This window comes from Janthinobacterium lyxosi (assembly GCF_051380665.1).
GTDB lineage: Bacteria > Pseudomonadota > Gammaproteobacteria > Burkholderiales > Burkholderiaceae_D > Janthinobacterium.
Genome location: NZ_JBNYXM010000049.1, coordinates 1 through 22,206, shown reverse-complemented (window position 1 = coordinate 22,206; position 22,206 = coordinate 1). Strand labels below are relative to the sequence as shown.

The 22,206-nt window shown below is 56.6% G+C and carries 27 protein-coding genes and 1 pseudogene; 17 read left to right on the top strand and 11 right to left on the bottom strand.

Annotated elements, in window-relative coordinates; all coding sequences use genetic code 11:
- Positions 1–882: 882 nt before the first annotated feature.
- The 3 genes from msbA to ACQ4WP_RS27695 form a co-directional block, all read right to left on the bottom strand.
- Positions 883–2,718 (bottom strand): lipid A export permease/ATP-binding protein MsbA, encoded by a 1,836-nt coding sequence (msbA, locus tag ACQ4WP_RS27705; RefSeq protein WP_436526301.1) that lies wholly within the window; start codon positions 2,716–2,718, stop codon positions 883–885.
- A gap of 108 nt (positions 2,719–2,826) precedes the next feature.
- On the bottom strand, positions 2,827–3,210 hold the full coding sequence (locus ACQ4WP_RS27700) for a hypothetical protein (protein ID WP_436526299.1): 384 nt from the start codon (positions 3,208–3,210) through the stop codon (positions 2,827–2,829).
- A 78-nt stretch (positions 3,211–3,288) separates the two neighbouring features.
- The gene (locus ACQ4WP_RS27695; protein ID WP_436526306.1) at positions 3,289–3,372 is read right to left on the bottom strand and encodes a hypothetical protein; all 84 of its coding nucleotides are present in this window, start codon (positions 3,370–3,372) and stop codon (positions 3,289–3,291) included.
- Positions 3,373–3,406: 34 nt separating this feature from the next.
- On the opposite strand from ACQ4WP_RS27695, the pseudogene ACQ4WP_RS27690 reads away from it, so the two are divergent.
- The 3 genes and pseudogenes from ACQ4WP_RS27690 to ACQ4WP_RS27680 form a co-directional block, all read left to right on the top strand.
- Positions 3,407–3,514 (top strand): annotated as a pseudogene (locus ACQ4WP_RS27690) (formate dehydrogenase accessory sulfurtransferase FdhD); the annotation flags it as partial.
- 189 nt (positions 3,515–3,703) lie between these two features.
- Positions 3,704–5,203, top strand: a complete 1,500-nt coding sequence (locus ACQ4WP_RS27685) for a metal-dependent hydrolase family protein (protein ID WP_436526297.1) — start codon at positions 3,704–3,706, stop codon at positions 5,201–5,203.
- Between the two features lie 46 nt (positions 5,204–5,249).
- On the top strand, positions 5,250–6,239 hold the full coding sequence (locus tag ACQ4WP_RS27680; protein ID WP_436526295.1) for a ribonuclease Z: 990 nt from the start codon (positions 5,250–5,252) through the stop codon (positions 6,237–6,239).
- 129 nt (positions 6,240–6,368) lie between these two features.
- Here the strand turns inward: ACQ4WP_RS27680 and ACQ4WP_RS27675 are convergent, their stop codons facing one another.
- Complete coding sequence (locus ACQ4WP_RS27675) at positions 6,369–6,626, bottom strand: tetratricopeptide repeat protein (RefSeq protein WP_436526293.1); 258 nt, start codon at positions 6,624–6,626, stop codon at positions 6,369–6,371.
- Positions 6,627–6,815: 189 nt separating this feature from the next.
- Here ACQ4WP_RS27675 and ACQ4WP_RS27670 point away from each other — a divergent pair, with 189 nt between their 5' ends.
- Positions 6,816–7,475: an XAC2610-related protein gene (locus tag ACQ4WP_RS27670; protein WP_436526291.1), complete on the top strand. Its 660-nt coding sequence runs from the start codon at positions 6,816–6,818 to the stop codon at positions 7,473–7,475.
- Positions 7,476–7,530: 55 nt separating this feature from the next.
- Positions 7,531–8,001 (top strand): GNAT family N-acetyltransferase, encoded by a 471-nt coding sequence (locus ACQ4WP_RS27665; RefSeq protein WP_436526289.1) that lies wholly within the window; start codon positions 7,531–7,533, stop codon positions 7,999–8,001.
- A 3-nt stretch (positions 8,002–8,004) separates the two neighbouring features.
- Here the strand turns inward: ACQ4WP_RS27665 and ACQ4WP_RS27660 are convergent, their stop codons facing one another.
- The gene (locus ACQ4WP_RS27660; protein WP_436526287.1) at positions 8,005–8,622 is read right to left on the bottom strand and encodes a TetR/AcrR family transcriptional regulator; all 618 of its coding nucleotides are present in this window, start codon (positions 8,620–8,622) and stop codon (positions 8,005–8,007) included.
- Positions 8,623–8,858: 236 nt separating this feature from the next.
- On the opposite strand from ACQ4WP_RS27660, the gene ACQ4WP_RS27655 reads away from it, so the two are divergent.
- The gene (locus ACQ4WP_RS27655) at positions 8,859–10,004 is read left to right on the top strand and encodes an MFS transporter (RefSeq protein ID WP_436526304.1); all 1,146 of its coding nucleotides are present in this window, start codon (positions 8,859–8,861) and stop codon (positions 10,002–10,004) included.
- A gap of 7 nt (positions 10,005–10,011) precedes the next feature.
- Here the strand turns inward: ACQ4WP_RS27655 and ACQ4WP_RS27650 are convergent, their stop codons facing one another.
- The 3 genes from ACQ4WP_RS27650 to ACQ4WP_RS27640 all read right to left on the bottom strand — a co-directional run bounded on the left by ACQ4WP_RS27650 (position 10,012) and on the right by ACQ4WP_RS27640 (position 11,435).
- Positions 10,012–10,506, bottom strand: coding sequence for a prolyl-tRNA synthetase associated domain-containing protein (locus ACQ4WP_RS27650; protein WP_436526285.1), 495 nt, complete (start codon positions 10,504–10,506; stop codon positions 10,012–10,014).
- Between the two features lie 66 nt (positions 10,507–10,572).
- Positions 10,573–10,770, bottom strand: coding sequence for a DUF3079 domain-containing protein (locus ACQ4WP_RS27645; RefSeq protein WP_034786630.1), 198 nt, complete (start codon positions 10,768–10,770; stop codon positions 10,573–10,575).
- Between the two features lie 257 nt (positions 10,771–11,027).
- The gene (locus ACQ4WP_RS27640) at positions 11,028–11,435 is read right to left on the bottom strand and encodes a GNAT family N-acetyltransferase (RefSeq protein WP_436526284.1); all 408 of its coding nucleotides are present in this window, start codon (positions 11,433–11,435) and stop codon (positions 11,028–11,030) included.
- 366 nt (positions 11,436–11,801) lie between these two features.
- Here ACQ4WP_RS27640 and ACQ4WP_RS27635 point away from each other — a divergent pair, with 366 nt between their 5' ends.
- The 4 genes from ACQ4WP_RS27635 to ACQ4WP_RS27620 all read left to right on the top strand — a co-directional run bounded on the left by ACQ4WP_RS27635 (position 11,802) and on the right by ACQ4WP_RS27620 (position 14,906).
- The gene (locus tag ACQ4WP_RS27635) at positions 11,802–12,548 is read left to right on the top strand and encodes a hypothetical protein (protein ID WP_436526283.1); all 747 of its coding nucleotides are present in this window, start codon (positions 11,802–11,804) and stop codon (positions 12,546–12,548) included.
- A gap of 223 nt (positions 12,549–12,771) precedes the next feature.
- Entirely contained in the window at positions 12,772–13,167 is a 396-nt protein-coding gene (locus ACQ4WP_RS27630; protein WP_436526281.1) for a hypothetical protein, read from the top strand.
- A gap of 159 nt (positions 13,168–13,326) precedes the next feature.
- Entirely contained in the window at positions 13,327–13,704 is a 378-nt protein-coding gene (locus ACQ4WP_RS27625) for a cytochrome c (protein WP_436526279.1), read from the top strand.
- A 410-nt stretch (positions 13,705–14,114) separates the two neighbouring features.
- Complete coding sequence (locus ACQ4WP_RS27620; RefSeq protein WP_436526277.1) at positions 14,115–14,906, top strand: alpha/beta fold hydrolase; 792 nt, start codon at positions 14,115–14,117, stop codon at positions 14,904–14,906.
- A gap of 416 nt (positions 14,907–15,322) precedes the next feature.
- Here the strand turns inward: ACQ4WP_RS27620 and ACQ4WP_RS27615 are convergent, their stop codons facing one another.
- Entirely contained in the window at positions 15,323–15,715 is a 393-nt protein-coding gene (locus ACQ4WP_RS27615; RefSeq protein ID WP_436526275.1) for a GFA family protein, read from the bottom strand.
- 857 nt (positions 15,716–16,572) lie between these two features.
- Here ACQ4WP_RS27615 and ACQ4WP_RS27610 point away from each other — a divergent pair.
- The 3 genes from ACQ4WP_RS27610 (at position 16,573) to ACQ4WP_RS27600 (ending at position 18,804) form a co-directional block, all read left to right on the top strand.
- Positions 16,573–18,048 (top strand): serine hydrolase domain-containing protein, encoded by a 1,476-nt coding sequence (locus ACQ4WP_RS27610; protein WP_436526273.1) that lies wholly within the window; start codon positions 16,573–16,575, stop codon positions 18,046–18,048.
- 42 nt (positions 18,049–18,090) lie between these two features.
- Entirely contained in the window at positions 18,091–18,252 is a 162-nt protein-coding gene (locus tag ACQ4WP_RS27605; RefSeq protein ID WP_436526271.1) for a hypothetical protein, read from the top strand.
- A gap of 120 nt (positions 18,253–18,372) precedes the next feature.
- Entirely contained in the window at positions 18,373–18,804 is a 432-nt protein-coding gene (locus ACQ4WP_RS27600; RefSeq protein WP_436526269.1) for a hypothetical protein, read from the top strand.
- A 139-nt stretch (positions 18,805–18,943) separates the two neighbouring features.
- Here ACQ4WP_RS27600 and ACQ4WP_RS27595 read toward each other — a convergent pair whose 3' ends face one another.
- Both ACQ4WP_RS27595 and ACQ4WP_RS27590 read right to left on the bottom strand, forming a co-directional pair.
- Positions 18,944–19,258 (bottom strand): hypothetical protein, encoded by a 315-nt coding sequence (locus ACQ4WP_RS27595; RefSeq protein WP_436526267.1) that lies wholly within the window; start codon positions 19,256–19,258, stop codon positions 18,944–18,946.
- Positions 19,259–19,335: 77 nt separating this feature from the next.
- A complete protein-coding gene (locus tag ACQ4WP_RS27590; protein ID WP_436526265.1) occupies positions 19,336–19,905 on the bottom strand; it encodes a sigma-70 family RNA polymerase sigma factor in 570 nt (189 codons plus the stop codon).
- 447 nt (positions 19,906–20,352) lie between these two features.
- Between ACQ4WP_RS27590 and ACQ4WP_RS27585 the strand changes: the two genes are divergently transcribed.
- From ACQ4WP_RS27585 to ACQ4WP_RS27570, 4 genes are all read left to right on the top strand, one after another.
- On the top strand, positions 20,353–20,613 hold the full coding sequence (locus ACQ4WP_RS27585) for a hypothetical protein (RefSeq protein ID WP_436526263.1): 261 nt from the start codon (positions 20,353–20,355) through the stop codon (positions 20,611–20,613).
- Between the two features lie 589 nt (positions 20,614–21,202).
- On the top strand, positions 21,203–21,610 hold the full coding sequence (locus ACQ4WP_RS27580) for a phage tail protein (RefSeq protein ID WP_436526261.1): 408 nt from the start codon (positions 21,203–21,205) through the stop codon (positions 21,608–21,610).
- The gene (locus ACQ4WP_RS27575; RefSeq protein ID WP_436526259.1) at positions 21,607–21,867 is read left to right on the top strand and encodes a phage virion morphogenesis protein; all 261 of its coding nucleotides are present in this window, start codon (positions 21,607–21,609) and stop codon (positions 21,865–21,867) included. Before ACQ4WP_RS27580 ends, ACQ4WP_RS27575 begins: the two co-directional genes overlap by 4 nt.
- Positions 21,834–22,076: a phage virion morphogenesis protein gene (locus ACQ4WP_RS27570; RefSeq protein ID WP_436526257.1), complete on the top strand. Its 243-nt coding sequence runs from the start codon at positions 21,834–21,836 to the stop codon at positions 22,074–22,076. The genes ACQ4WP_RS27575 and ACQ4WP_RS27570 overlap by 34 nt, the downstream gene beginning before the upstream one ends.
- Positions 22,077–22,206 lie beyond the last annotated feature (130 nt).

The following is a 22,206-nucleotide window of genomic DNA, read 5'->3' as shown; positions in this document are numbered from 1 at the left end:
GACCAGCTTTACTGCTTCTTCTCGAAGCTCTGGCGTGTATGTTGTTGAGCGTTTCATAAGTTCTCCAGTTGGTGAAGTTTACCAAACAAGAGTGTCCGAAAAAGTCAGGGTACCTCATACCTCTACCCGAACATGACGCCTAGATTCGTCTGGTCCCGACCCGGCCGATTTGGTTCTTCGCTGTCACCGCGCTTCAGGCTTCACCTTTGACACGTTGTGTGACGAGCCCCGTATACGGGCATCTGAAGCATATCCATCTCAGATGGTCCGGTAGACTCACCCTTCCGCTCCTTCGGCCCTTTGTCGGCAATTTCGGCCCCCCGGCCCAGCCACCGACTACTACGGCCTCTGCTGACTTCTCGTTCCGGCTTACGCTGTTGCCCTTTCAGGCATGAGACGAGATCTCCCAGGTAAGAACGCAATCCGTCCCTGCACAACCGCCTGATTACACCGCCTGATCTTTGACCACAAGAGCTTTGCGGTTCATTGCCCGCGCGCCCTGATCGGCACCGCCTTGTATCCGCTTCTTGTCCATCTGCTCGCATTTTCGATCCACGCTTCCTCCCAACGGTCGGTCGCCCTTCTGCAGTTACACTTCACTTCGTTCGTTGTGGTCAGCTTACGGCGGGACTTGCACCCACAAGATTGCGCCCATGCTTGGCGCACAATAAAAAAAGCCCCGTTGGCGGGTATTGCCGCTCAGTTAAGGTTTTTTGTCCTTATTGAGGACTAAAAAGCGAGTGATTTAGGCAGGAGTACCACATGAAAAAAGCACCAAATCCTATTCGGAAAATGGTGCTTTTTCGCTTAAGTGAACGGCATTACGCCACATGGGCGCCCTTTTGTTTCTGGTTTTCACCGCACCGCATGCGGCGCGGCATCTCAGGCCATGCTTTCCTTCCCGGGCGACAACTGGCTCGCATGCAGGCGCGCATACGCGCCGCCCTGCTGCAGCAAGGCAGCATGGCTGCCCGATTCCACCAGGCGCCCGCCCTGCATGACGACGATGCGGTCGGCGCTTTCGATGGTGGATAACCTGTGGGCGATGACGATGGTGGTGCGGTTGCGCATCAGCACTTCCAGCGCCGCCTGCACCTGTCGCTCCGACTCCGTGTCCAGCGCGCTGGTCGCTTCGTCCAGCAGCAGGATGGGCGCATCCTTGTACAGGGCGCGGGCAATGGCCAGGCGCTGGCGTTGCCCGCCCGACAGGCGTGAACCGTTCTGCCCCGCCTGCGTCTCGTAGCCTTGCGGCAACTGCATGATGAAGTCATGCGCATACGCGGCGCGCGCCGACGCTTCGATGCGGTCCTGGTCCGGGGCCGGGTCGCCGTACGCGATATTCGCCGCCATGGTGTCGTTGAACAAAATCACATCCTGGCTGACGAGGGCGAACTGGCGCCGCAGGGCCAGCAAGGCGTAGTCGCGCACGTCGACGCCGTCGAGCAGGATCTGGCCGCCGCTGACGTCGTAGAAGCGCGGCAGCAAGCCCAGCAAGGTCGTCTTGCCACCGCCGGAGCCGCCCACCAGGGCCACCGTTTCGCCGGCGCGGATGTCGAGCGTGATATCGCTCAAGGCCGTGGGCGCATCGGGATCGTCGCTGTTGTAGCGGAAGTGGACGTTTTGCAAGGACAGATTGCCCTGCACCGTGGCCGGGGCGATGCTGCCACGGTCCCGTTCCAGCGGCGTGTCGATCAAGCCGAAGACGGATTCGGCCGCCGCCAGACCCCGCTGCAGCGGCTCGTTGATCTTGGTCAAATTCTTGATCGGCGACTGCATCGCCATCAGCGCGCCCATGAAGGCGACGAAGGCGCCCGGCGTGATGGCGCCGCTTTGCGCGCGCAGCATGGCAAAGTAAATAACGGACGACAGGGTAATGCCGACGAGCATCATGATGAAGCCGGAATTCATGGCCGACGTAGCCGCGTGCTTGACGGCCAGCTGGCGGTTGCGCTTGACCACGTCGACGAAGCGCGCCTGTTCATAATCTTGCCCGCCGAAAATTTTCACCACGCGCTGGCCGCCGATGCTTTCGTCCAGCACGGACGTCAGCTCGCCCACGGCTTGCTGCGAACTCTTGCTCAAGTGGCGCATGCGGCGTCCCGCCAGGGTCACGACGATGGCCACGATGGGCATCGAAGCCATGCAGAACAGGGCCAGTTTCACGTCGATGCTGAACAGCAGGATCAGGTAGCCGATGGTGGCGACGGAATCGCGCACCATCACATTGAGCACATTCAAGCCCGCCTGCGACACCTGGCTGGCGTCGAAGGCCACGCGCGACTGCGTCAAACTGGTGGTGGTGGTATCGAAAAAGCGACTGGGCAGGCGCATGATGGTGGCGAACATTTTTTCGCGCAAATCGGCCTGCACCCGGCTCGATAGCCATACGGAACCGTAATCGCCGGCAAAACTGGAGACCATGCGCAGCACGGCCAGTCCCAGGATGGTGGCGGGGATGACCCACAAGTCCACCTGTCCTGCCTGTGCCGGCAGGAAACGGTCGACCCAGCCCTGCAGCATGCCCATCACGCCGGACGCGGGCGCCACCTGTGCGCTGGCCGTCGTGCGCATGGCGTCGACGACGTTTTGCAACTGGCGGATTAACAACACATCGGTGGCGGACGCCACGCCCACGGCCAGCAAAGTGGCGGCAACGATGGCGCCATAGCGGCGAAACTGGCCAACCAGGCGGAAAAACAAGAGGCGACTTTGCTGCATGCAGATGGTAAAAGTGAGGGTAAAGCGTGATTCTAACCGCTGCAACACTTACTTATGAGAAAGTCGTCGCCTTGCCGGTGGAGAACCGGCAAGGACAAGCACGGACTATCAGCTCTTTGCCACTTTCCACGCAGCGCTGCCAGCCTTGCACACTTTCAGCTTCAGGGTCTGTTCCTGGCCCTTGGCGCTCAAGCCCACCTGCACCTTGCGGCAGGTTTGCGCATCCGTCTTTTGCGTGTCGCTGACCGTGATCTCGGCGGCGATGCGCACGGAATTGCGCAAGCCTTCATTGCTCCATTGCACGGTTTCGCCATCCGTCTTGTCATTGAGCACGTCGGTGACGGCTTTCACAAAGACGGGCTTGTCGTTCTTGTTCAGGTAGGCCATCGGCGTATCGGCCAGGAAACCCAGGCCGACGGCAAAAGCGGAGGCGCTGAAGACGACGCTGCCCAGTATCAGGGTGGACAGCAATGTGGCGGGACGAATACGCATGGAAAACTCCTTGTAAAATAATAAGCGGGAACTGCTAGGGCGGCCCTTAGCCTGGATCCTCCGGCGAGATGCCCATTGTCAGCAACGCGTCGATGCAAAATCCGGCAGCCTGTCCGTTTTGCTGACGCCATCATAGCCTACGCCATACATTTGCCGCAGCATGTCCATGGTCACCGTGATATCGCGGCAAAAACCGACAAACATGACGCCCGCCTCGCTGGCCATCCGCATCGCACGCCAGGCCGGCATGCAGCTGGCCAGCTTTTGCCGCCGCGACGGCTTTGTCGACTACACGGGGGCGTAGCACCGCCGCCCTGACGGAGGAAATACAGGGCGAGCTTACCGTATGGCAACCCGATCCTACATTCTTTTCCGTAAAGCAAGTGCACGCTTGACTTGCCATGGCCGGTGGCTTTCAATGGCAATGGTTTCTAATTATCAACTTTGCCGGCTGCCACTCTCCTGGCGCGGCAGCAATGGAAGGATGGCGACGATGGCCCTGGCACAAGAGCAGCATCTGATGGATACGTGGCAAACGGGCGGCTTGAAACCGCGCGCCTGCGATTGCGGCGGCACCGTTTTCACCATCCTGCACCAGCGGGTGATGGCCGACATGCGGCGCCGGCAATTTCTCGGTGGCACGGCCGCCATGCTGACGCCGTTCATCGGCCTCGGCCTGTCCGCCGGCAACGCCATCGCCCAGCAGCCGCAAACGCAGCAGCGGCCCGTGCTGCTGACCAATCTGCGCCTGTTCGATGGCACGGGCAAGGCGCCCCGCTCCGGCATCCACGTGCTGGTGACGGGCCCGACAATTACCGCCCTGCTGCCGGCCGGCGAGAAGGTGGAAGGCGCGCAAGTGATCGATTGCCAGGGCAAGCTGGTGATGCCTGGCCTGATCGACGCCCACTGGCACACCATGCTGGCCGCCATCAACCAGGTGACGGCCATGACGTCCGACGTCGGCTATTTATATCTGGTGGCGGCGCAGGAAGCACAGCGCACCTTGCTGCGGGGCTTTACCTCCGTGCGCGATGCGGGCGGCCCCGCGTTTGCATTAAAACGCGCCATCGATGAAGGCATCGTCGACGGCCCCCGTATCTTTCCGTCGGGCGCCATGATTTCGCAAACCTCGGGCCACGGCGACTTCCGCCTGCGTTCGGACATCCCGCGTGCAGCCAATGCGCCGCTGAGCATGGCGGAAACGGCGGGCATGGCCATGATCGCCGATGGCGAGGCGGAAGTGCTGCGCCGCGTGCGCGAGCAATTGATGCTGGGCGCGACGCAAATCAAGATGATGGCCGGCGGCGGCGTCGCGTCGATGTACGACCCGCTCGACAGCACGCAGTATTCGGAACGCGAACTGCGCGCCGGCGTGGAAGCGGCGGCCGACTGGGGCACCTATGTGATGACCCACGTCTACACGCCGAAAGGCATACAGCGGGCCATCCGCGCGGGCGTGCGCAGCATCGAGCATGGCCAGCTGGCCGATGACGATACCGTGCGCATGATGCGCGACACGGGCACATGGTGGAGCCTGCAGCCTTTCCTGCAAGACGCGGATGCGAATGTGTATCCCGATGCGGCGCGCAAGGCCAGCCAGGCCATTGTCTCGGAAGGCACGGTGAAGGCGTATGCGCTGGCGCAAAAGTACGGCATCAAAACGGGCTGGGGAACGGATATCCTGTTCAACGCAAAAAACACGCCCACGCAGGGTCGGCAACTGGCCAAACTCACGCGCTTTTACGATCCCTTGACCTTGCTGGCGCAGGCGACGGGGCAGAATGGCGAATTGCTGGCCCTGTCCGGCCAGCGCTCGCCCTACCCGGGCACCCTGGGCAAGCTGGCAGCAGGCGCCCTGGCCGACTTGCTGGTGGCAGATGGCGCCCCTACGAAAAACCTCGATTTTTTGGCCCGGCCGGAAGAAAGCCTGCTGCTGATCATGAAGAACGGGCGCATCTACAAGGACAAATTGAGCGCGCCATTGGCAGGCTGAGGCCAACAGCGTTGGCAAGCGGGCAAGGCTGCCGCATAATGCGGGCATGTTCAAACTGACTTTTCTCGGCACGTCTTCCGGCGTGCCCACGCGCCACCGCAACGTCACGTCGCTGGCCTTGCAAACCACGCACAACCGCGACTGGTGGATGATCGATTGCGGTGAAGCCACACAGCACCGGCTGCAGCGCCTGCCTTTATCCGTGCACGACCTGGTGGGCATCTGCATCACCCACGTGCATGGCGACCACAGCTACGGACTGCCGGGCTTGCTGGCCAGCGCCTCCATGACGGGGCGCAAGAAACCCTTGCTGCTGATTGCCCCGGCCCCCATCAAGGCCTGGATCGACGCGACCCTGCTGCACACGGAACTGTTCTTGACGTATCCGTTGATCCACATCGACGTGGACAGCGCGCAAGTCGTGCATCAAGAAGCGGGCTTGGCTATCTCGCGCCATGCGCTGTCGCACCGCGCACCCAGCGTCGGTTATCGTTTCGCGCTGGAAACGAGCAGATGGAAGCTGGACAAGGCGGCCCTGCAGGCCGCCGGCGCGCCACCCGGCCCCGCGTGGGGACTCTTGCAGGCTGGCCAGGATGCGCTGCTCGACGATGGCACGGTATTGCACGCCGCCGCTTTCCGCCAAGTGGAAACGCAGCGCGCCACGGTGGTGATCGGCGGCGACAACGACACGCCATCGTTGCTGGCGGACGCCTGTGCCGGTGCGCAATTGCTCGTGCATGAAGCCACCTACACGGAAGCGATGCTGCAGAAAGTGGGGCCCGGCCCCACGCACAGTTCCGTGCAGCGCGTGGCGCAGTTCGCCGCAGCGGTCCGCTTGCCGAACCTGATCCTCACCCACTTCAGCGCCCGCTATCACAATGCGGACGGCATGGCCGAGCTGGAAGCGGAAGCGCGGCTGCATTACTCGGGTGAACTGTTTTTGGCGCGCGATTTCGACAGCTATGAACTCGATGCGGCCGGCGTGCTGACCAAGCTGCCGGCAAAATCCCACCAACAACCGCTTAGTGGGAATTGACGCCGTACTGCGCCGCATATTCGGCCGCCAGCGCGCGCCGCTTGCTGCTGTGACGGCGTGAGGATTTCCAGCAACTGGTCGCGGTTCTTGACCGATTGCGCGCTGCCCGCCTCGGCCGGCATGGCGATCCTACGCGAGCGATTGCGCCATGTCTTGCACCACGCCATCGCCGCTTGCATACATCAGGGCCAGGTTGGCCAGCGACGGCGGAAAGCCCGCCTGCGCGGCGGCCGTGAACAGTTCCACCGCCTTCGGTAAATTTTGCTCGACGCCATGCCCCTGGTAATACAGGCTGGCCGGCAGGATCGCCCGTGCACGCGGCCGCGTCGAATTGCTTGAATGCTTCGGCGTGATGACTGTCGTTATAAGCGAGGATGCCCGCTTCATTAAAAGATGCGCTGGAGACCGTCACGAAGATTCCTTATTCGGGGATTTTGTGGCATTGTACCCAGCACTGTTCCACGCAGAATATACGATAGGAACGGTGTGGCGCATTGCTTGATTCATGCAGTATGATCATTCTCCGCCTGATGCAATCGAAGCATTGTGCCCCAATGTCCGACCAAGAATATCGTCATGAAATTGATTGCTCTGCTTTTATCCCTGATTTCCACCTCGGCTTATGGCGGCACGCTGCATCTGGACAAAGCCGCGACAGGCAAAGTGCGGCAGGCGGCCGATATCCGTTATGCGAATCACGATGAAAAGCAGACCTACCAGCTGAAAATCGGGAAGCAGTGGATCCGTGGCAGTTGCAGCAGCAGCGGCACGGGCAATTTGCACGCGCTGCTGCTGGACATGAATTTCGACGGCCATGCCGACCTGTGGGTGACCGGTTACACGGATAGCCAGGGACGCGTCCGCTGTTCCGATGTGTGGCTGTGGGATGCGCAAGCGAAGCACTACAGTTTCAACAAGCCATTATCAGCCATTCCGAATCTGGATATCAGCATAGCCAATCAAAGAATCGAAGGCGGCATCGCCAATTGCGGCTGCGCGGCGCAATGCTTTTATGAAGACAGCTATGCCTGGCGGAAAAATACCTTAATCGCCATCGCGCGGCGCGAACAGGATTGCGAGCGCTACCGGGAATACCGCTTGAATGACAAGCAGGACTTGATCATCGTCAAGGATGAAATCATCGATGGCGACAATCCCGGCCAGCAAGCAATCGAGAATACCAAAGTAGTTGACTGGCAGCGCCTTGCGCAAACCATGCGCAAACCCTGGGAATGAGCTTTATCCAAGTTCTACTCACCATTGATCCGACACCATCGAATACATACAACACATGACGACACATCCAGCATCGATTACTTTCCATGCCGCCAAGGCGGAAGACACCCCGGCCTTCATCGCATTGCGCGGCAAGACGCGGCAAAACGCCATTTCCGCGGAGCGCCTGGCGGAAGTGGGCATTACAGCCGAGTCCTGGGCCGAGATGATGCGCTCAGGCAGCTTGCCCGGCCAGGTCTGCCATCACGACGGCCAGCTGGTCGGCTATTGCTTTGGCGAGCGCGACACGGGCGAAATCATCGTCCTGGCGCTGCTGCCGAAATTCGAAGGCTTAGGCATCGGCAAGACCTTGCTGGAATTGGTGATGACGGAACTGCGCGCGCTGGGCCATGCGCGGCTGTTCCTGGGCTGCTCCAGCGACCCCGCCTCGCGTTCCTACGGCTTTTACCGCTACCTGGGCTGGACCGCGATGGGAGAGACGGACAAGTATGGCGACGACGTGCTGGAGTTTCACTTTACGGCCTAGCGTCTAGCCAGGCACGCGGTTGGCATCCCACACGCGCAGGATCTGCGTAATGGCCGCGTCAAACACGGCGTAGCCAACGCCATCGCGGGCCTGGATCGACACGCCCGATAAAAAGCTGTCGAAGACGGCTGCCAGCGCCGCTGCATCCATACCAACGGGCAATTCACCGCTGGCCATGCCCCGCTCGACACAGTGCACGAAGCCGGCGCGCGTACGCGCGCGCGAAGCGGTCAGAGGCGCTGCCACGGCCGCATGTTCGGCAGTCGGCGCGCTCATGCAGCCGAGCGCCACCATGCAGCCGGGTGGATGCCCCGGCTCGGACTGCATGCTGGCCGACTGGCGCAATGCCAGCTCGATGGCCGCGCGCGGCGCCAGGCCATCGTCCCACAGGCATTCCGTCACGCGCGCAAAGGTATCCAGATAGCATTGCGCCGCCTCGCGGAACAGCGCTTCTTTCGAGCCGAACGCCGCATAAAAGCTGGGCGCGGAAATGCCGCCGCCCAGGCTCGCCTTGAGCTGGCTCAAGGACGTCGATTCATATCCTTGTTGCCAGAATAAAAACATGGCCTGCTCGACCGCTGCCTGCCGGTCGAACGTGCGCGGCCGTCCCATTTGCGCCATCCATCCCTCCGTTTCATCCACTTACATACTACTCGATACAGAAGTCATTGACAACGGGCCACGCCATCGCCTATATTTATACCGATCGATACATATGTACCGCCACGACGCTCGGGGGCACTCCTGCGCCCGATCTCTTTACAAGGATGTTTGCCGTGAATCACGCCACTGTCACTACCGGAGCCAGCCCCGCGCTGGCCGACCGCCTCCCCATCGCCGGCCTGCTGGCCCTGGCCATGACGGGTTTTATCTGTATCGTCACGGAAACCTTGCCCGCCGGCTTGTTGCCGCAGATTAGCGCCGGCCTCGGCATCAGCGCCGCGCTGGCCGGGCAAATGGTCACGGCCTATGCGCTCGGCTCCTTGCTGGCGGCCATCCCGCTCACCATCGCCACGCGCGGCTGGCGCCGCCGCAACGTGCTGCTGCTGACCATCATCGGCTTTCTCGTGTTCAATACCGTCACTGCCCTGTCGTCCCACTACTGGCTGACCCTGGCTGCCCGCTTCTTTGCCGGCATGGCGGCCGGATTGGCGTGGAGCTTGCTGGCCGGCTACGCGCGGCGCATGGCGGCGCCCCACCAGCAAGGCCGCGCCCTGGCGCTGGCCATGGTGGGTGCGCCCGTCGCCCTGTCCCTGGGCGTGCCGCTGGGCACCTTGCTCGGCTCGCTCGTAGGGTGGCGCGCCACGTTCTGGATCATTTCCGCCCTGACCCTGGTGCTCATCGCCTGGGTGCTGGCGAAGGTGCCGGACTACCCGGGCCAGTCCGTCCATGAGCGCCTGCCCCTGCGCCGCGTCTTCACGACACCGGGCGTGCGCCCCGTGCTGGCCGTCGTCATCGCCTGGATGCTGGCGCACAACATTCTCTACACCTACATCGCTCCGTTCGTGGCCCCTGCCGGATTGACGGGGCGCATCGACCTGGTTCTGCTTGTCTTCGGCGCTGCCGCCATGGCCGGCATCTGGATCACGGGCAAGCTGGTCGAGCGCCATCTGCGCGCCACCGTGCTGGCCAGCTTGGCTACTTTCGCCCTGACGGCACTCGTACTGGGCGTCGCGGCGCACTTGCCTGCCGTCATCTACCTGGGCATGGCCGTCTGGGGCCTGAGCTTTGGCGGCGCGGCAACGCTCTTGCAAACGGCGCTGGCCGACACGGCCGGCAGCGGCGCCGACGTGGCCCTGTCGATGAATGTGGTGGCGTGGAATGGCGCCATTGCAGCCGCGGGCGTGGTAGGTGGCACCTTGCTGGAAACCTGGGGCGCGGGCGCCTTCCCGTGGGCCATGGTCGCTTTGCTCCTGCTGGCATTCCTGGTTGCCTGGTCGGCCAGCGCGCACGGCTTCAGGCCGGGACGGCGCAGCGGTGCGGCACCCGTGGCCGGGCATTGAAATTGGCTTATTGAATCGCCGGTACCGTCACGATGCGGGGCACGTGCCCCGTGTGCGCAAGGAAACTGAGTAAGGTGGCATGCGGCAGCGCCACCGTGGCCGTGTTGCGCAGCGGATGGGCTTGCATAGAATCAGCTTCCCATACGGCCTGGTCCAACACCAGTTCCACCGCCTGCGCGCTGTCGTGGATCAGCGCAAACAGGCTGACGGAGCCGGGCGCGATACCCAGGTGCTGCAGCAGGCGCTCGGGCGAGGCCATGCTCAACTTACTCGCCGGCAGCAAGCGCCCCAGCGCCGCCAGGTCGATACGCTTGTCGGAAGGCACGATGACGAGAAAATGCCGGCGACCCTTTTCGTCGCGCACGAACAGGTTTTTCACCATCAGGCCGGGCATGGCAGGCACGTGGATGAGCGCTTCGGCGATAGTGTGCACAGCCGGATGCTCGACGAATTGGCAATCGCCGGCGCTGCTTGCCAGCCAGCGGGACAGGGGGTTGGGCATGGTGACTCCTCAGCTCGGACGCGATGAGGGATTGTATGTTGTTGCGCCGTTCGCTTGCTGTCGCCGCTAAGGTTTTTTCTCCGCCTCTTCTTTATCGGCGGCCGCCAGCCCCCAGTCATTCCAGCCTTCCCCAAACAGCTCGATGGGATGCTGCGTGCGCTCGGAACCATTTCCGCAGCGCATGGCATCCGGCGGACAATACTTGTCGCAGCCCCAGCAAATGCGTTCAGGGTTCTTGGGGTTTAATGGAAAAGGCTTGGCCATGGAGTGGGCGACAGAGTCGGTTGAGGTCTCTTCGACGACTGTAGACCTGGCGCGGGCGCAGGTCAAACGAATTCCAATGAGCAATTTGTCCGGGGTCAATTCTATGCAGATAGGTGGTGTGGCGGCAAAACACAGTACCCTGGCGCTGTCGAGGGTGAGGGATTGGGTCTTGGCGATGCGACTGGGGTCTTGTGCCAGCGCTTCGGCGAGGGTGTAGACGGGTTTCATCAGGCGCAGGAGTGCTTGAAAACGCTCACTCAATGTTTGCGCCGAACGACGTATGCATTGCCGGCCAGTTCAAAACCGAGCGTCGGATAGTAGGACATGGCATCGGGGGCGGAGAGCAATATCAAGGACACTTCGTCGCCGATGATGGCCTGGGTGCGCCTGACCAGCTCTTTGCCGATACCCAGGCCCTGGTATTGCTTGTCTACCGCCAGGTCCGAGAGATAACAGCAATACGCAAAGTCGGTCAGCGACCGGGCCAGCCCCACAAGCTCACCATCTACCCATGCCGACAGCAAAAGGCAAGGCGCGGCAAACATGCGCGCGATTCTCGGGAGATTATCAGTCGGGCGCTTGATGCCAGATTGATCGAAGACACGAACAACATCCAAGGGATCAAGAGGAAAGTTATGACGATATTCGACAGTGATATTTTTCATTGGTTCACGGGAGTAAGGAGATCGCGCAGGGGAAATCCCTGCTATGCACATAGCATAACCAGCGATGATCCAGGCATGTGGACGATACGGCATAAGTGAAAAGTGCGGATCCCCGTCTCGCCTTTGCGCCGATGCTTGAGCGCCTGTGTCGCGAGCGAGAAACGCCGCCAACTGCCTGCCTCGTCGGCGGTCATCGCGTGAAGGCGGCAGGAGCGCGCGCCAGAGGCTCCATGATGCCAGCGGTCACATCGCCGGCCGGTCCGTTCAGTTATTAAACCGCCTCCTATCTGTTAAAATAGTTGAAAACTTTAATAATTAGACCATGAATAACCTGAATTTTTTAAATACAAGGAATGTGCTTAGCAAATGAAAGCCATTATATTCTGCACCAGCTTTATAAAAGATGCCCCATCATGGGAAAGCCGCTATCAACGGTGGCTCGATTACTACGAAAACATTCCAATCAATGCAGTAAAGAAGATAATGATTGATGATGGGTCGCCATTTATTCCACCTGCCGAAATCATCAATACAGTTTCCCATAGCGTTCCGCTGGCTTCGAATGGCGATAAAAACCTCATCATTCGCTTCGACAACAATCTTGGACGACAAAGCGGGGCCGACTACCCGGGCTGGTGGCGCAGCTTTCTCCACTCGGTCAAGGTGGCAAATGAATTAGGCGTGGACAAAATAATCCATATCGAGTCGGACGCCTATATCATGACGCCTCGCCTGGTAAATTTCATCAATGAAATCGAATCAGGCTGGAATGTCCTTTGGTCCCCGCGCTATCGTTTCCCAGAAACTGCCATCCAAGTTATCTGCAGAGATCAATTCGCCATTTTTGAAAAATTCAAGGACGACCATCCCGGTTATTCTTTCCCGGACATTGCGGAAAGATTGCTTCCTTTCACCACCGTGCACAAGCAGTTCAAAGGCGACCGCTACAGCGACTTCACGAAAAACAGATGGATATTTCGTTCGCGAAAATTCAACAAAATCCCAATTTTTAAACGGGAATTTTTCTGGGAAACGATACCGCCGGATGCAGACTTTGTCACGCAAGGCATTAGCCGCCAACAATTCGTATTTAAACGGGATGAAGAAGCTTGACCTTGTCATGGCGGGGAACTCGCCAACCCGCACATGCCAGGTAATGGCGCAATAAGCGGTTCCGTCATGCGGGCAGGAACTGGTATGGCGTGAAGCTCCAGCCGCGCCATAGACAAAATGCATGCCCGCATTTAACGCTCCTCAAGACCGAGGCGGCCAGGTCACGCAAGCAGGCGCGCTGAAACTTATCTGATAAAGAGCAAACTTGGCAAGGATTGTAAATATGTTGCGACTGTTACGATTGAATAAACGCGTGTACGCCCCCCTTGTTAGCTCCTTTTTTCTTGTTGCCGGCATCTCATCGGCACTCGCTAGCACTCTTGACGAAGATCGGACACGAGGTGACATACATGGATTGTTTGAGATAAGGGATGCAGCTGTAAAGTTCATTGCTGCAGAGAATCTGAAAAATGGAACAAGGTGGCAGGCCATGAAGCCGAACCGGAAGATTCTGGTTGCCAGATGCGCGGTATCTTTGCATGTGAAATGGGTTCCGAAAAGTCATGGCCTGTCTGGACAAAATGTTGCTGTCAGTTGCGACCAGACCGTAAATCCCACGACACAAAAGAAATGGGAAGTGTTCGTACCAATCGATAAGGGGCCGATGGCGCATAAATGATCATATCCGGGTCATGATCGATACAATTACCCATGCTCCACGAGGGCCAAGTCCTTACCAATGGCACCACAATTTTGCAACTAAAATCACTAGGCCAGTGTAACCGGACAACGGCACATATAATAATGGATTAAAATTTTACTGACACCACAAGATCACATGAAAATATCATTCATCGCCTTGCTAGGAATTCTATCGCTAATTCAAACATCACCAGCCTTCGCGGATAATGTCAACGGGAAAAATCTCTATATACAGAGATGTGCCATGTTCCACGGAATAGATATCAAAGAAACAGGACCATTGGCTAATAAAAGCAACCCTCCCACACCTGATCTTACAACATCCGCTTTCAAAAAACGACTAAAATATTATCCGGGTGTTATTATATCATCAATCATACTTCGTCCAAATGGCGACTTAATCCCAAAAACTTTGCGAGAGAATGGTATTAAGCTATCGCTGCACTCTTGGGGAATTAAGGATTTTCGCGATTTAAATCAATACATGAGTGGTGTTATTTCAAATCATCGATGATTTTTAGCTAAGCGTGGGACACAGAAATCTAAGAGTCACATTCAGGGCGCGAGGTTCAGGCCTGCCATTTTGCACACGGACTGATGCGTTGGGCGCCGTGAAAGCTGGCTCAGTCGAAAAACTGATTAGAACCACGAACGCGCGCCCTCAGCGCGAATCTGCCGTCTAACGGCAGCAGGGAAAGAATTCGAGGCGGGCTGGGCCGGTATGCCCAGCCCTTCGAATCTCACACGCAAGGCGCCGCCCTGCTCGCTTCCGCCAGGTAATAAAAAACCGCCCGACGGCGGTAATGCCGTTCAAGCTACTGATGACGAAATAATAAAAATAAATCAGATACTGACAAAAACTGACAGTCACCCCATGTATGATCGGCGAATTAAAAGCTGAAATAGTACAAGGATAAATTCACCATGGCTGTTTTTACTCATTCTTCAGGTCAGTACTTATCAGTTGATGATGCTGAAATATACTTTGAAATCATAGGTAATCCGATAGGGAGTCCATTGCTTTTGCTGCATGGCGGCTTAGGCAACCTCACAGACTTCAATGGTATTGTCGGACAACTTGCAAGTGAATTTAGATTGATTGGCATTGATTTTCGTGGACATGGCAAGTCGACGCTCGGGAAATCTCGACTGACCTATCAGCAATATCAAGCAGATGTTGAAGCTATTGTCGCGCACTTGAGCATCGATTGTTTTTCCATACTGGGCTTTAGTGACGGTGGCATCACTGCCTTGCGCATGGCAGCTGAAACCCCTTCACGGATTAAGGGTCTTGTGGCGGTGGCGGCTCAAAGTCAAATGGAGGCGGACGACCCGGTCCTTCCCATGTTAAGTGGCGTGACAGCTGATTTCTGGGAGACAATGTTCCCCGACGCAGTCTCCTACTACAGAGAGAACAATCCAGAGCCAGATTTTGATGCGTTGATCAAATCAGTTGTATCGCTCTGGACAAATATCAACCACAGTGCTTATCCTGGCAATCTGATCAAACAGATCACGGCACAAACGTTGCTGGTGCGTGGTGACGAAGATCATATTTGCTCTCTAAAGTGCAGCGCTGAACTACGAGATCAAATAGAAGGTTCTGCCTTCTTGAACATCCCTTATGCAGGGCACGAGGTATACAAAGATTCTCCTATTTTATTCATGGAGGTGGTGCACGATTTCCTCATCAATCGGATTACTAATAAATGTTAGTTATCTAGTTTCGTGCTGATCTGCATTGGCGGCACCAAACGGTTCCGGACGCGAGTTTTTGGCCAATAATTTCTTTGCGAAGGGACTTGAGCATGAAGCGCAAACATTTTCCGGTATAGCAATGATTGCAACCGACGCGAAGGCATAGCCACTAAAATACCTACACACGAATATCGGTACAAAAAAGCCTTTGTGTATCGACATCCCATGCATGATGACGCCAAGCAGGGACACGCATGAGGAATTGAAGGAACTGGGATTCGAGGGGTTTTACGACAGGATTGCGGCGTTCGCAAGGGTATGTATGACGGGAGGATCAATCTGCGAGGGTCAATCCTTCCGGAAAACGAACATTGAAGTTCTTCGGAATGTCAAGAGTGCGATAAAAAAGCCAGTCAAATGACTGGCTTTCTTTATTATGCTGGACTTTCTTGAAACTGTTTTGCATTATCACAAATTTCATACCATGCAGGCTTGGAGCCAACATAAACATGAAATTGTATTCTTACCTCAGGGTCACCATCCAAGCAGTTAACTGATATTGGAAATGAATCATTCTCTGAACCAATTTCGCCCAAAGAAGTTCCACAGTTTTTGCAAAAAGTTCTTGCATATTTAAAGGGAGGCTCTGGCTCATATCGTTGAATAAATTCTCGCCCCTCCAGCAAGGTAAATGAATTTTTATCAACGAAGGCCAAGGCACTCGCTCCAGCCTTCCGACAACGAGAACAGTGACACATGCCCATCATGCTTGGGGGTGATGCCAATTCAAACTTTACTGAGCCACAGCAGCAACTGCCTTTGATCATCAGGTGTCCTTTTTGAATGTTGATACTGTATTTTTACACAGTACTTCTAGATAGGCAAGGTACACATGGAGGAATTTTTCAGAACCCAAAACAGAAAGCACAGTGCGGGCGCGAGGGTCTGCCATTTGTACACAAACTGATGCGTTAGCCGTCGTAGAAGCTGACTCAGTTGATAGCTAATTGGAGGTTTCGGGGCGGGCTGGGCCTGTAGGCAACCCATCGAATCTCACACACGGGGCGCGAAGGCGCCCTGCTCGCTTCCGACAAGCAATAAAAAATCGCCCGAAGGCGGTTTCTTTATTTTCTGGCGGAAGCGGTGCAATGCGAATGACTAAGCTTTATGCGGCTTCTACAAGCCAAATAACATTCGTACCTACTTTGCTACCTACGAATGAACATCGGAACAAAAATTCTTTGCGCACACGCCCCCCAGGCGCGACGACATCAAGGTAAGCGTAAAGTCAGCGCCGTCTTGAGCCTGGCGTTGATTTGGCAGATGATGGCATCACACCACTGGGAAGCGGCATGTTTTTTAAGCCGAGGGAGCTGCGCGGCGCAGTTCCAGGGCAGGAAGTCGTCGACCCGGTTGACCGGATGATCGGCGATATTGGTTGTGCCCCCCCCCTACCATTAGATCCAGGGTGAGCAACATGGCAGTCTGCTGCCCTGACCCCGGCTGCTGCTCCCCGCTTTTGTCGACACTAACCCCGCTGTTTTTGTTGGCAATGCTGCGCCGCGTAGAGGTTTTGGTGAAAACAAACAGCCTAGCCCAAACTTTCCACCGTTCGTCGCAAATCCAGGGAGCCTCGGGCAACGCTCGATAAGATTAGCCCATCCAATTAATGAAAGGGAAACTTATGCGCATTCGTCTATGGCTATTGCCAGTCCATGCTTCAGGCCGCGCGCTACGCCTGGGAGCCTTACTGGGGGTGGCGGCATGTAGCGGACCCGCCCACGCGGGCGAGTCCGATATAGCCGGGCGTATCGCCGGCGGGCTGCGGCAGCGGGTGGACATCGCAGGCGAGCCGGCGCAGACCTTCGATATCCAGCAGCGCCTGCGCCGCTATAAGGTCTCCAGCGTCAGCGTGGCGGTCATCCGCAACGGCAAGATCGCTTGGGCCGGCGTCTACCGGCAACCGTCCGCACCTGCGGCCGACACCGACACGCTGTATCAGGCCGCGTCCATCAGCAAGGGCGTGACCGGCGCGCTGGCGCAGCGGCTGGCGGGCAGCAACAAGCTCCAGCTCGATAGTCCGGTAGACGCCTGCCTGCGGCCGTGGACCCTGCCCGCCGGACAGCAAAGCCCCGAGCATCCGGTGACCTTGCGCAATTTGCTCAACCACACCGCAGGGGCGACCGTGTCCGGCTTCCCCGGCTATCCACCGTCGCAGGCGATCCCTACGGACCTTCAGGTAATCAAGGGCGAGCCGCCGTCGCTCACGCAGGCGGTCGCCATCCAGACCATCCCGGGCGCCGCCCATGCGTATTCCGGCGGCGGCTACACCATCGCCCAAGTCGCCATGCAGCAATGTCTGCGCACGCCTTTTGCGGAGTTGATGCGCCAGCAAGTACTGCAGCCGCTGCAGATGCGGCGCAGCACATTCGCGCAGCCATTGCCGGCGGCAGAACACAACCGCGCGCGCGGCCACTACGCCGACGGCAGCGAAGTCGAAGGTGGGGCCTTCGTCTATCCCGAACTGGCGGCCGCCGGTCTGTGGACCACGGCCAGCGACCTGGCGCGCTTCGCCATCGGTGTCCAGCGGTCGTGGAAAATCGGCACGGCCTTTCTGAGCGCCACCGAGGCGCGCGATCTGCTGACGCCGGCGCTGAACAATTATGCGCAGGGCTTCTTCGTGCTCGGCGATGGCGAGCACAAACGCTTCATGCATGCCGGCGGCAACACCGGCTTCAAGAGCGCCTACGCAATGTATCTCGACAGCGGCAACGGCGTAGTAGTAATGACCGACGGCGACAACGGCAGCTATCTTGGCGGCGAGATCGTCAAGGCGGTGGCGTCTGCCTACGACTGGCCGGACTTCAAACCTCGCCTGGCCCAGACGGCGCCGCTGGACCTGGCAACGGCCACACGCCACGTCGGCATCTACCAGCTCGACAGCTTCGAGGGCCGTTTCGCCAACCGCTACGAACTGCGCTTCGACGGCAAGGACTGGACGATGGTGATGCCGGACATCGGCGCCACCCGCCTGGTGCCGACCGGCAAAACCAGCCTGGTGTCCCCCGAGACCGGCGATATCATCGAACTGACGCAGGATGGCGCCCAAGATTTGCTGTTGATCGGGGGGCGCAAGGCCCACCGCAGCCCGGACAGCTGAATCGGCAACGGTAGCGCCAACTCGGCAAGAGCGTACGAGGCGGTGCTGGCCAGCAACGATCACGACGAGCATCCAGACCTGCGCGCCATGGTCGCCATGGTCGATTGCCGCATCGTGGCCGAGCGTTATTACAACGGCGAGACCGCCGACGCGCTGCATGACAGTCGTGTCGACTTGCATTCCTTCGCCACAAGCCAGCAATAATTGCGACTGACCTGTCATTGTGTGAAATTCGTGTGCCGATGTCCTATACTGAGATCGACACTCAGGAATAACTCGTTGGCTATTGTCAGAGTCCTGACCCCTGAGTCTTCATAGGAATCTATGGCCTCCATCGCCCATTCTCTGCATCAGACGATTCAACTGGTGATTACACAGCGCCCCGACGCAGTGGTAAACACCAGCATCGATCTATGGAAGATGCTAGCTTCGACGCTCAACTCGACCATTGGCGAAGTTGGATTTCACACCCTATTTTTGCGCAGCGTTTACACCACCGGGAAGACTTTCCCTTGGATGATGCCAGGGCATGCCTTTCAAGCAGCCGAATTCGAATTTGAAAAGCTACGAGCATGTCTTGAAGGGCAAGTGATCACGGAATCCAGTGCAGCCAGTGCCAGTTTGCTAAACACTTTCGTCGACATGCTTATCTTACTGCTTGGTGAACAGTTGACGACAGTCATCTTAAGGTCGGCTTGGCGTGATCGTTGTGCCGAGATGCACGCGCCCCCCCGTGCGGACAAGTGCCTCCAATAAACGTAGTTTTTCTGGACAGGCGCCTGCGCCAACGCTTGTCGCACGGGATGCCCTGCGCTTTGTGTCCAAGAACTCACTCCATGATACTTGTTCCACCAAAAACCACGTACCATATCCCCGGCAACCAGCAGCAGTCTGCTTAGGACTTCAATACGGTCAAAGCATCCACGTTAGTTATATCACCTAACTTCTGCGCATTGGTCGTCACTTGGGGTAGCTTTGGATCACCTATCAATAGTGGCGACGTCGGGGTTTTTCTATGAGAAATGGTGAGTACGCGGAGGGCTATCTCCAACGGAACCCCGCTCCTCCTAAGATACTCTGCCGCACTAATTGTACCGAGCATCGCTTGAAAGATGATTCCCACATCTATTTTCTGAGCAGTCAGAATATCGCTTCTTGTATGTGAAGTGGAGCCTTCGTGATCCATTACTGTATTTGAAGTGATTAACATGTGGTTTCCTCTGGGTGACATCTAAGGTCGGGCACGAATTTCTTTGTTCTGGCGCCATGTCGATATCCTCCGCGCTATCAGCTTGATTTGTTTATTTCCTTCCACATTTCTTCGCGTGCCCTATAGATACGGCTGCGTACCGTGCCTATCGGGCGAGCTATTTTCTTAGATATTTCCTCGTAGCTCAAGCATTCTATTTCACGAAGACAAAAAGTTAGCCGCAAGGTGGCGGGCAAGGCCATAAATGCACGTTCAATTTTTTGATTGGTCTGCATTGCAATATATTTCTCTTCGGGATTATCTGAATAATTTATGTTATTTGTTTCATGTGATGCCTTATACAATTCCATGGCGTCGAGAAACCGTATATTTTCCCCATATTTTTCGTCATGAAATTTTCTTGCGCTATCGGTGGCAATGATAAATAGCCAAGAAGTAAAATTCAAATTACCCCGAGATGGCATAATTTCTTGAAATGCTTTTATAAAAACAATTTGAATAACATCTTCGATATCATGCGGATCACAAAGCATTAGAGCGACGATATGTTTTACCTTTGATCTGTATTTTATATAGAGTTTTTCAAATGCCAGATTATCGACACAGAGAAATTTTCCCACCAAGAAATTGTCATTACTATCCGTCACTAATCTAGTCCCACTTTTGGTAGAAATTGAATGTCAAGATTAGCAGGCACAACACATTTATGCGGACGTGCGTCCTTTAAGTTGATTTGAATCAATACATTCCGAGAAGAAATTTATTCTATGAATTATTTTGCTATCATAAAGAGCCACTAGTTGGCATATTATTTCCTGAATTGCAATCTTCTATTGTATTTTGAAAACACATATTTCATTAAGGAAATTTAATTAAAGTTCCATATTAAATTTCTATCGGAGCAGGCTTGATCCAATTTCTTAAATATGTTTCCATATTAAAATTCCCTTTGATATCAAATATAACTTGACATGTGAAATATATGTTTTCTATGATAATTATTTATTTCCGTAGGGAATTTATTATTTCTCTTCATTTATTTTTAAGGAAATTATTTATTTGGTAATTTTATTAAAAATTGGACAGGAACCATTGTGGATAATATAATAATTTCCACCTATTTCATCGAGTTTACGCGTCGAACTAACAGGGTTTTACGAACGATAGATGAACGGGCAGGCCGGGTAAAGATCGACATAAAGGATATGGCTAAACCATTTGATACTTTGATTGTCGATGCGTGGGTGATTGAAAAAGATGGAGTGCTTTGGCTTGTGCATGAAACTGGTGCTGGCTATACGGTGGATATCCTGCTATCGAAAGCTTTGCGCTTTTCGCGCCAGCCGAAGTTGTAAAGTCCACATCAAAGAATCTACCGGGTATTTAGAAAAACCAATCCGAGGCGGACTCGCTCAGCGGCTAGCCAGTATTGATTAATGCATGTACCAAGAGACTGCAATACAGCCCCACCAGCGTGCAAACACCAACATTTGCACGCCATTGCACCAGTCGCACAAAAAATCGCTCAAAGTGCGTCAAAATGCGTCAAATCGCGTGCCCCCTCTTCGCCCCGCCGCACCAGTCCTCATGCGCCTTCGGCCATGGCGCAAATTTGAGTCAAAAGAGCCCTGACTAGCGGGCAGGTGTGGAGGGGGGGACAACAGCGCGCGCCGGGCCGAAATGGGCTTTTTTCTTGCTTCCATAGCATCATCAATAGCCAGGACGTGAAAAAGCCGCCTCGTGGGCGGCTTGTGCGGTGGCTGTGGCGCGCTGGCGCGGCTGGGCTGTCGCGGCCCCGCCCTGCCGGCTATCACGGCGTGGCGGTCATCCTGTGCGGCCGGCGCGGGCCTTGGCCGCTTGCTCTTTCTCGTAATCGTCGCGGCAGTCCACATTGCAGAACAGCAGTGTGGGCGCCAGCGCCTCGTCGCAGTAATGGCAGCAGCCATGCGCCACCAGGGCAACGTGGTGGCGAGTGCCACCGCCTCCCTCTCCTTCGAATACCGCTTCAAGCTTAACCTGATCGTCACCGACTACGCGGGCGACGCCGACGCCATCATGGTGGCCCTGATCGCCTGGCTGAAAGTCCATCAGCTCGACCTGCTGGCCAATGAAGAGCGGCGCAAGCACGGCATCGCCTTCGAAGTCGATTTTAACAACCATGAAACGGTCGATATTTCGATCAAGCTGGACCTGACCGAGTGCGTGACCGTCAAGACCGGCGAAGCGGGCCGCCTGGACATCAAGCACCTGGCCGAGATACAGCACATGCCTGCCTACGCGGACGAGTTCTGGAAGCTGTACGACGGCGACACCCTGCTGACCGAATGGCGCACGCCCGAGGCGACGCCATGAGCGACGACCTGCACGCGCTGGAAGCCTGGGCCGGCGCGCTGCTGGCCAAGCTGCAGCCGGCCCAGCGCCGCGCCATCAATCACAAGGTGGCAATCGACCTGCGCCGCAATCAGGCGCAGCGCATCAAGGCACAGCAGGGACCGGACGGGACCGCGTATCCGGCGCGCAAGCGGCGCAAGGAGCTTAAAGGAAAGAATGGACGCATCAAGCGAAAAAAGCGACCATGTTCGCCAAGATTCCCACCGCAAAATACCTGAAGGTGAAGGTGACCGGCGACCAGATCCAAGTCGGCTTCTTTGGCTGGGTGGCACGGGTGGCGCATGTCCATCAGTATGGCCGGCAAGAACGCGTTACCAAGAAAGGGCCGGCCTACAAATACCCTGCACGTCCATTACTAGGACTAACCGAGACGGATAGAGCGTTGATACGCTCTTCTTTTTTGCGCCACATAAGCGTGGGCGAATGAAAGCAACGCCTCAGTGCGTATTCCGGTCAACGTGACCGCTGATTCCGGTCTATCGTGACCGCTGCGCATTCAATGATGTTACGCGGCTAAATTGTAGTCGGTGCGGTCACGATGGATCGATATTTTTCTC